This is a genomic window from Agrococcus sp. HG114 (assembly GCF_024723325.1).
GTDB lineage: Bacteria > Actinomycetota > Actinomycetes > Actinomycetales > Microbacteriaceae > Agrococcus.
On record NZ_JANQCH010000117.1, the window covers coordinates 1 to 7,135 of the forward strand.

General features: G+C 72.6%; 7 protein-coding genes. 3 read left to right on the plus strand and 4 right to left on the minus strand.

Annotated elements, in window-relative coordinates; genetic code table 11:
• The first annotated feature begins 214 nt into the window (after nt 1–214).
• Nucleotides 215–1,654, plus strand: coding sequence for an RNB domain-containing ribonuclease (locus NWP09_RS10435; RefSeq protein WP_258275451.1), 1,440 nt, complete (start codon nt 215–217; stop codon nt 1,652–1,654).
• 19 nt (nt 1,655–1,673) lie between these two features.
• Here NWP09_RS10435 and rbfA read toward each other — a convergent pair whose 3' ends face one another.
• Together rbfA and infB are read right to left on the minus strand one after the other, a co-directional pair.
• Nucleotides 1,674–2,123: a 30S ribosome-binding factor RbfA gene (gene rbfA, locus NWP09_RS10440; RefSeq protein ID WP_258275452.1), complete on the minus strand. Its 450-nt coding sequence runs from the start codon at nt 2,121–2,123 to the stop codon at nt 1,674–1,676.
• 62 nt (nt 2,124–2,185) lie between these two features.
• A complete protein-coding gene (infB, locus tag NWP09_RS10445) occupies nt 2,186–5,386 on the minus strand; it encodes a translation initiation factor IF-2 (protein WP_258275453.1) in 3,201 nt (1,066 codons plus the stop codon).
• Nucleotides 5,387–5,476: 90 nt separating this feature from the next.
• Between infB and NWP09_RS10450 the strand changes: the two genes are divergently transcribed.
• Nucleotides 5,477–6,199 (plus strand): ferritin-like domain-containing protein, encoded by a 723-nt coding sequence (locus NWP09_RS10450; RefSeq protein ID WP_258275454.1) that lies wholly within the window; start codon nt 5,477–5,479, stop codon nt 6,197–6,199.
• Nucleotides 6,200–6,209: 10 nt separating this feature from the next.
• Here the strand turns inward: NWP09_RS10450 and NWP09_RS10455 are convergent, their stop codons facing one another.
• Entirely contained in the window at nt 6,210–6,512 is a 303-nt protein-coding gene (locus tag NWP09_RS10455) for a hypothetical protein (protein ID WP_258275455.1), read from the minus strand.
• A complete protein-coding gene (locus NWP09_RS10460) occupies nt 6,512–6,730 on the minus strand; it encodes a DUF3107 domain-containing protein (protein ID WP_258275456.1) in 219 nt (72 codons plus the stop codon). The genes NWP09_RS10455 and NWP09_RS10460 overlap by 1 nt, the downstream gene beginning before the upstream one ends.
• A 170-nt stretch (nt 6,731–6,900) precedes the next feature.
• On the opposite strand from NWP09_RS10460, the gene NWP09_RS10465 reads away from it, so the two are divergent.
• Nucleotides 6,901–7,135, plus strand: a 235-nt coding sequence (locus tag NWP09_RS10465) for a UvrD-helicase domain-containing protein (RefSeq protein ID WP_258275457.1), incomplete at its 3' end; no start/stop codon positions are given.

A 7,135-nucleotide genomic window follows, 5' to 3' on the forward strand; every position in this document is an offset into this window, starting at 1 on the left:
GCACGGTGCTGCGCGCGCTGCGAGCTGTGGACGTGCCGCTCGCCGAGGCGGAGCTCGCGCCGCTCTGGCACGACGCCGAGCAGCTCGAGCGCGCCCTCGCGTCGCTCGCGGCCGATGGCCTCGTCGTGCGGGAGCCGGGCGCGGTGCGGCTGCCCGACTGAGGCGCCCGCCCCCGCTCGGCTCGCCGTCAGCGCCGCTGGCTAGGTTGGTCGCCATGCCGGCCCGACACCACCGCCTCATCGACCGCCGTCGCGCTGATGCGCAGGACGAGCTCGCTGCCGCGCTCGCGGCGATCCGCGTCGAGCTGGGCCTCGATGCCGGGTTCCCGCCCGAGGCGCTCGCCGAGGCAGACGCCGCGGTGACGAGCGCACCGCGCACCGACGCGGACCGCACCGACATCCCGCTCGTCACGATCGACCCCGAGGGCTCGACCGACCTCGACCAGGCGCTGCACCTCGAGCGCGACGGCGACGGATTCCTCGTGCACTACGCGATCGCCGACGTGCCCGCGTTCGTCGCACCAGGCGGCGCGATCGACGCCGAGGCCCGCCGCCGCGGCCAGACGATGTACGCGCCCGACGGCCGCGTGCCGCTGCACCCGCCGCTCATCAGCGAGGGCGCGGCGAGCCTGCTGCCCGATCAGGAGCGCAGCGCCTACCTGTGGGAGTTCCGGCTGGATGCGTCGGGCGCGGTCGCCGAGACGAGGCTCGGCCGCGCGCGGGTGCGGTCGCGCGAGCAGCTGAGCTACCTGCAGGCGCAGGAGCGCATCGACGCGGGCGATCCGATGCTCGGCCTCCTCGCCGAGGTGGGCGAGCTGCGCATCGCGCTCGAGGGCGCCCGCGACGGGGCGAGCCTCGACATGCCCGAGGAGGAGATCGAGCGCGAGGGCGACGAGTACCGCATCGAGCGGCGGCAGCTCCTGCCGGTCGAGCGCTGGAACGCGCAGCTCTCGCTGCTCACCGGCATGGAGGCCGCGCAGCTGATGCTGCACGCGGGGGCGGGGATCCTGCGCACCATGGCGCAGCCGCCGGAGGGCGACGTGCGCCGCTTCCGCGCGGAGGTGCGGGCGATCGGCGAGGAGTGGGCGGAGGGCGAGCACTACGGGGCGTTCCTGCGACGGCTCGACCGCTCGAAGCCGTCGACGCTCGCGATCCTGCAGGCGGCGCGGCGGCTGTTCCGCGGCGCCTCGTACACGGTGCTCGAGCCCGGCGCGGAGGCGGCGGGGCTCGGTCAGGCGGCCATCGGCGCCCCCTACGCGCACACGACCGCGCCGCTGCGGAGGCTCGTCGACCGCTACGTGCTCGCGCACTGCGAGGCGATCGCGAACGGCCGCGAGATCCCCGAGTGGGCCACCCGTGGACTCGAGGGGCTGCCGGAGATCATGCAGGAATCGGGGCAGCTCGCGAACCGGCTCGAGCGCGAGTCGATCGACGCGGTCGAGATCGCGGTGCTGCGGCACCGCATCGGCGATGAGTTCGACGCGGTCGTCGTCGAGGCGCGCAAGGAGGGCGCGACGATCCAGCTCATCGACCCGCCGACCGAGGCGGCGTGCGACACGAGCGCGCAGCCGGGCGAGCGGATCCGCGCTCGGCTCACCGAGGCGGATCTCGCGTCGCGGCGCCTGCGGTTCGCGGAGGTCTCCCCCGCCGCGTGAGCCGGCGGGCAGGCCTGGCTCAGCCGGCGGCCGGCTCCTCGTCGTCGTGCTCGCGGGGCTTGCGGTACGGGTCGGCCTCGCCGGCGTACTGCGCCGCCTCGGCGGACCGCTGGGCCGCGAGGTCGCGCTGCCGCGCCTCGTCGAGCAGGTGCTCGATCGACGCGGCGCTCTCGGGCAGCGCGTCGAGGTGGAACTCGATCGACGGGGTGAGCCGCAGCGACAGCCCTTTGCCGATCTCGCGGCGCACGACGCCCTTCGCCGAGGCGAGGGCCTTCGCCGTCTCGTCGCGCTCCTCGTCGGTGCCCAGCACCGTGTAGAAGATCGACGCGTGCTGCAGGTCACCCGTGACCCGCACATCCGTGATCGTCACGAAGCCGAGCCGCGGGTCGCGCACCTCGCGCTCGAGCGCGTTCACCGTGATCTCGCGGATGCGGTCGGCGATCTTCCTCGCCCGGGGGTTCTCTGCCATGGGATTCCTCCTGTTGAGACGAGTGTGGGGCGGCCAGCAGCCGCCCCACACCGTACTGCGCGTCAGGCGCGCGGCTTCTCGACCATCTCGATCGTCTCGATCTCGTCGCCGATCTGGATGTCGTTGAACCGGCCGAGCCCGATGCCGCACTCGAAGTCGGTGCGGACCTCGGTCACGTCGTCCTTGAAGCGGCGCAGCGACTCGATGGCGAGGCCATCGGCGAGCACGACGCCGTCGCGGATGATGCGTGCCTTGGCGTTGCGGGTGATCGTGCCGGAGCGGACGATGCAGCCCGCGATGTTGCCGAACTTCGAGGAGCGGAACACCTCGCGGATCTCGGCGACACCCGACTGGACCTCCTCGAACTCGGGCTTGAGCATGCCCTTGAGCGAGTTCTCGACGTCCTCGATCGCCGCGTAGATCACGTTGTAGAACCGCACGTCGACGCCCTCTCGGGCGGCGCGCTCGCGGGCCTTCGTGTCGGGCCGGACGTTGAAGCCGATGATGACGGCCGAGTCGACCGTCGCGAGCGTCACGTCCGACTCGGTGATCGCGCCGACACCGCGGTGGATGATGCGCAGGTCGACCGTGTCGTCGACCTCGATCTTCATGAGCGACTCCTCGAGCGCCTCGACGGCACCCGACACGTCACCCTTGATGATGAGGTTGAGCGTCTCGACCTTGCCCTGCTCCATCGCGAGCTTGAAGTCCTCGAGCGAGAGGCGCTTGCGGGCCTTCGCCAGCTGGGCGTTGCGCTCGACGGCCTCGCGCTTCTCGGCGATCTGCCGAGCGGTGCGGTCCTCGTCCGTCACGATGAACGTGTCGCCGGCGCGCGGGACGCTCGAGAGGCCCTGCACCTGCACGGGCATCGAGGGGAACGCCTCCTCGACGAGCTCGCCGCGGTCGTCGACCATCGCGCGCACGCGGCCGTAGGCCGTGCCCGCGACGATGGCGTCGCCGACCCGCAGGGTTCCCGACTGGATGAGCACGGTCGCGACCGAGCCGCGGCCCTTGTCGAGCTTCGCCTCGATGGCGACGCCGCGCGCCTCCTTGTTCGGGTTGGCCCGCAGGTCGAGACCCGCGTCGGCCGTGAGCAGCACGGCCTCGAGGAGCTCCTCGATGCCGGTGCCCGCGAGCGCCGAGACGTCGACGAACATCGTGTCGCCGCCGTACTCCTCGGTGACGAGGCCGTACTCGGTGAGCTGCTGGCGCACCTTCGCGGGGTTCGCGTCGGGCTTGTCGACCTTGTTGACCGCGACGACGATCGGCACGCCGGCCGACTGGGCGTGGTTCAGCGCCTCGATCGTCTGCGGCATGATGCCGTCGTCCGCCGCGACCACGAGGATCGCGATGTCGGTCACCTGGGCGCCTCGGGCACGCATGGCGGTGAACGCCTCGTGGCCCGGGGTGTCGATGAAGGTGATCGCGCGGTCCTCGCCCTCGTGCTCCTTCCACACCTGGTAGGCGCCGATGTGCTGGGTGATGCCGCCGGCCTCGCCCTCGATGACGTTCGCGCCGCGGATCGCGTCGAGCAGTCGCGTCTTGCCGTGGTCGACGTGACCCATGACCGTGACGACCGGCGCGCGGTACTCGAGGTCCTCGTCCGTCTCGTCCTCGAGCTCCTGCTCGAGGTCGAGGCCGAAGCCCTCGAGGAGCTCCTTGTCCTCGTCCTCGGGGCTGACGATCTGGATCTTGTAGCCCAGCTCGGCGCCGAGCAGCTCGAAGGTGGTCTCGTCGAGCGACTCCGTCGCCGTCGCCATCTCGCCGAGGTGGAACAGCACGGTCACGAGGTCGCCGGGGCTCGCGTCGATCTTCTCCGCGAAGTCCGCGATCGAGGCGCCGCGGCGCATGCGCACCGTCTCGCCGTCGCCGCGCCGGACCTTGACGCCGCCGATCGACGGCGCCTCGCGCATCTCGAACTCGAGCCGCTTCGTGCGCTTCGACTTGCGCGACTTGCCCTTGGCTCCGCCCTTGCCGAACGCGCCGGCGGTGCCGCCGCGGCCGCGGCCGCCCGCCGCCGAGCCCTCGCCCGCCGCGTACTCGGCGAGGTGCTCGCGCTTGGCGTCCTTGTTGGGCGGGGTCGTCGTGAGCCGGCCCTTCGCGTCGGTCGGGATGTTGAGGTCGCTGTAGAGGTGCGGGCTCGACGAGTACGTCTCGACCGGCTCGGGGCGCCCGAACTCGAGCGCCCGGTCGATGAGCGACCACTTGTGGAGGTCCTCCCAGTCGACGAAGGTCACCGCGATGCCCGTGCGGCCCGCGCGGCCCGTGCGGCCGACGCGGTGCAGGTAGGCCTTCTCGTCCTCGGGGATCGTGTGGTTGATGACGTGGGTGACGTCGTCGACGTCGATGCCGCGCGCGGCGACGTCGGTCGCGATGAGGACGTCCTTCTTGCCCGCCTTGAACTGCGCCATCGCGCGCTCGCGCGCCTCCTGGCTCATGTCGCCGTGCACCGCCGCCGCGAGGAAGCCGCGGTCGATGAGCTCCTCGGTCAGGCGCGACGCGGCGCGCTTCGTGCGCGTGAAGATGACGGTCTTGCCGCGGCCCTCGGCCTGCAGGATGCGCGAGACCACCTCGTCCTTGTCGAGCGCGTGCGCGCGGTAGACGACGTGCTCGATGTTCGCCTGCGCGACGGTCTCGTCGACGCCCGCGGCGCGGATGTGGAGGGGGCGCGACATGAAGCGGCGCGCGAGCGCGACGACGGCGCCCGGCATCGTGGCCGAGAACAGCATCGTGTGCCGCACGGCGGGCACCTTCGCGAAGATCTTCTCGACGTCGGGGAGGAAGCCGAGGTCGAGCATCTTGTCGGCCTCGTCGAGCACGATCTCGCGCACGTTCGAGAGGTCGAGGATGCGCTGCTGGGCGAGGTCGAGGAGCCGGCCCGGGGTGCCGACGACGATCTGCGCGCCGGCCTTCAGCTGGTCGATCTGGCCCTCGTAGGCCTTGCCGCCGTAGATCGAGACGATCGTCGTGGGCCGGTTGGAGGTGATGAGCTCCATGTCCTCGGTCACCTGCACGGCGAGCTCGCGGGTCGGCACGACGATGAGCGCCTGCACGCCGTGCTCGGGTGCCGGCCCGAGGCGCTGCGCGAGCGGCAGGCCGAACGCGAAGGTCTTGCCGGTGCCGGTCTTCGCCTGGCCGATGATGTCCTGGCCGGAGAGCGCGAGCGGGATGGTCTGCGCCTGGATGGGGAAGGGCTCGAGGATGCCGCGGTCGGCGAGCGCCTGGACCATGTCGGGATCGATGTTGAGGTCTTGGAAGGTCAAGAGAGGGTTCCGCCTGTTCGTTATCTGGTCCCAGCGTACCGGGGGCATGCGGGGCGGGACGGCTCCGCGCCCATAGACTGCACGACTGTGGTGAAGTGGTTCGACCGGACGCCGCGCGACGTCACGCGCCAGCTGCTGCGGCAGCACCGGGTGCCCGTCGTGGGCGACCGGGTGCTGCTGAGCGACGTGCGCCCCGCGCTCGTGCCGTTCGTCGGCCAGGCGCTCGGCCTCGAGCTCGACCTCGTCGCGAAGGCGGGGCGCGTGCTCCAGGCCGCGCCCTCCGCCGAGGCGCAGGTCGCGCTCTCGGAGGTCGTGCGCATCCATGCGACGCGCGCGACCGCGTTCGCCCGCATCCTCGAGGCCGAGGGGGTCGAGCCCGAGGACGCGATGCGCCCCTTCGCCGACACGACGCGCGAGTTCTCGAACCTCATCGCGGGCGCGGACTGGTACGAGGAGCTGCTCACCATCCACGTCGTGAGCGGCATGCTCGAGGACTTCTTCGTCGCGATCGTGCCGGGGCTCCCCGAGGACGACCAGGACGCGATGCTGCGCGCGCTGCGGGGCGAGAGCGCGCACCCGCAGCTCGTGAAGCTGCTGCAGTCCGCGATCCACCTCACGCCCCGGCTCTCCGACCGGCTCGCGGTGTGGGGTCGGCGGCTCGTCGGCGACGCGCTCCTGCAGATGTATCTCGCGGTCAACGGCCCCGACCGCTCGGGGCGCGCGGTGCCGAGCCAGCCGCGGCTCGAGCCGGCGTTCAACGACATCGTCGCCTCGCACACGCGGCGCATGGACGAGCTCGGCCTGACGGCCTGAGCGCGCCGGGCTACGCGCGCTTCGCGGTCAGCTCGGCGAGCAGCTCGCGGTCGGCGCGCTCGCGCCGGGGCGGCAGGAGCTTGGGCAGCGCGACGGCGACGACGGCAGCCGCGGCGAGGCTCGCGAGCCACAGCCAGAGGCTGTCGGCGGTCGCGCCGAGCAGGACGCCGATCGTCCAGGCGACCCCGGCGGCGGCCGCGGCGGCACCGGGGTTGAGGTAGAGCCCCACCCACTCGCGGCCCGGCATCGAGAACCGCACGAAGAGGCCGATCGCGGCGCCGAGCACCATCGGCACGAGCACCAGGATGGGCATCAGGCCACGAAGCCGATCTTCCGCGTCGACTCGCTGCCGATCTCGACGTAGGCGATGTTCGCGCTCGGCACGATGTAGCGACGGCCCTTCGCGTCGTCGATCGTCAGGTGCCCGGACTCGAGCGCCGACAGCACGGCGTCCTGCACCTCCCCGACCGTCTGGGCGGAGTCGAAGGCGATCTCGCGAGCCGAGTCCTTGATGCCGATGCGGATGTCCATGGCTCTGAGGATAGGCGATGCCGCGACGCGCCCCGGCGCGGTTCCGCCGAGGGCGATCAGCGCGATCGCCGGGTCTCCGGCCGCTCGGGCGCCGCGATGCGGTGCGGGCGGCGCCGGCGGGATGGGCCGGGGCGACCGCGCGTGTGGGCGGCCGTCGATACCGTGGGCGCGTGCCAGAAGCCAGCCTCACCGTCGACGCGCCCGTGCGCGCACCGGGCGTCGCCCTCGACGCGTCCCAGCGCGCCGTGCTCGACCTGCCCGGGACGGCATCCGCCGTCGTGCTCGGGGTCGCCGGCTCCGGGAAGACGACGACGCTCGTCGAGCTCGTCGCCGAGCGCCTCGCCGCCGGCCTCGACCCCGCGCGGCTGCTCGTGGTCGCGGGCTCGCGGCAGGCCGCGACGGCGC

Bases quoted from the DNA above. Each gene is read 5' to 3' on its own strand.
- NWP09_RS10435 (WP_258275451.1), top strand. From the start codon at position 215: ATGCCGGCCCGACACCACCGCCTCATCGACCGCCGTCGCGCTGATGCG.
- NWP09_RS10460 (WP_258275456.1), bottom strand. From the start codon at position 6,730: ATGGACATCCGCATCGGCATCAAGGACTCGGCTCGCGAGATCGCCTTC.
- NWP09_RS10455 (WP_258275455.1), bottom strand. From the start codon at position 6,512: ATGCCCATCCTGGTGCTCGTGCCGATGGTGCTCGGCGCCGCGATCGGC.
- rbfA (WP_258275452.1), bottom strand. From the start codon at position 2,123: ATGGCAGAGAACCCCCGGGCGAGGAAGATCGCCGACCGCATCCGCGAG.